Below are 1495 nucleotides of genomic sequence, written 5' to 3'. Positions count from 1 at the left end.
GAAGCGTATAGTTCAACATACGCTGCACCAGGTACGGGGTGCCTTGCAAGCTGCTCTGGTAGATGACCTCCTGCAAATCCGGTGCAAAACGGTCGGGATCGACTCCGGGAAGCAGATAACCGCAAATCTTACAATGCGTCAAGACATCAATCAACTGCTGCAACCAGAAAGCCTCCTCCCGCTCGAAAGCAGCACGGTATTCCCTGTCGGTAGCAATATCCATCAGCAACTTCTTCCCCAGCGAATGAAGCAGGGTGAGATAGCCATCCACTGTGATGAAAAGTGCCTCCATGCACGAGCTGTCCATCCGTATCTGTTTTTGCTGGATCTGGCTTCTGATTCCGTTAGCAAAATCAGAAAGACAGACACGGAACAGACTCGTTTTGCTGGGAAAGAGCTTGTAGAGTGTCCGCTTCGACATCTTCATTCCCCTGGCTATATCATCCATCGTCAACCCGTCGGCACCATGCTGGTACATTTCCCGCTTGGTGTAGTCGAGTATCCGGCAACGCAGTGTTTCTGGATTCATACATACCTCCCTACATACGGCCGCCACCCAATGCCTGATACAAAGTGATTACGCCCTGGATTTCAGTAAAGCGGTTCGCCACTTGTGACAGTTGCGCGTTGAGCAACGTCTGTTGGGCGGTCAATACTTCCAGATAAGTGGTGTTGCCATGTTTCATCAACAGGCTTGTGCTTTTGGCTGCTGTTTGCAGGGAAGCCACCTGCTTGTTGTAGTAGTCGGCTTTCTCGCGGGCAGTCTGGTACTGCACCAGTGCCTCGTTCACTTCCACGCCTGCGTTCAGCAAGGTCTGTTCGAAACTAAGGCGGGCTTCCTCCTGTTGGGCTTTCGCTATTTTCAGTTGGGCGATGTTCGCTCCTTTATTAAACAAAGGCTGCGTCAGGGAAGCCACGGCGGAGGCCAGGAACTTACCCGGGTTGACAATCATGCTCCCTGCACTGTTGGTCCACCCTGCGCTGCCGCTCAACGTGATGGCAGGATAGAAAGCGGCACGTGCGGCATTCGTTGTATAGAAAGCCTGTGCCAACGAAAATTCTGCGCTACGCACGTCAGGACGGTTGGCAAGCATCTGTAAGGGAACACCCACGGAGAAGTTTTCCGGCAACTGTTGATTTCCCAATTTGCCACGCTGTATTTTGTGAGGAGTTTCTGCCAGTAAAAGTGCCAGTGAATTTTCCGCCTGATTGATTTGCTCTTTCAGGTCGAGTACGGTGGTACATATATTGAAGTAGGTAGCCTCCGTCTGCGCCAGTCCGGCCTCATTCACCATCCCGGCCTTTTTCATGGCACGGGTGGCATTTACACTTTCTTTCCAGGCAGCTTCGGTAGCCACAGCTATCTCATACTGCGAATCGAGCATCAGCAAGGTGTAATACGTATTGGCAACGGATGCTACTAACTGCGTCTTGACAGCCTGTTCATATTCCTTGCTCTGTTCGTAGGCAGCTTTCGCACGGCGTTTCGCTGTTG

At 51.8% G+C, this 1495-nt stretch carries 2 protein-coding genes; both read right to left on the bottom strand.

The window, feature by feature from the left end; genetic code table 11:
• The coding region (locus AB5935_RS25870; protein ID WP_368327858.1) for a TetR/AcrR family transcriptional regulator at positions 1-529 on the bottom strand (529 nt) is incomplete at its 3' end.
• Positions 530-539: 10 nt separating this feature from the next.
• Positions 540-1495: TolC family protein (locus AB5935_RS25865; RefSeq protein ID WP_368327857.1), on the bottom strand; the 956-nt coding region annotated here is incomplete at its 5' end.

The organism is Phocaeicola sp. RTP21198st1_B8_RTP21198_201120 (assembly GCF_040929485.1).
Taxonomy (GTDB): domain Bacteria; phylum Bacteroidota; class Bacteroidia; order Bacteroidales; family Bacteroidaceae; genus Phocaeicola; species Phocaeicola dorei.
Note: the sequence above shows the minus strand (reverse complement) of the source record. Positions and strands in the feature narration are given on the sequence as shown.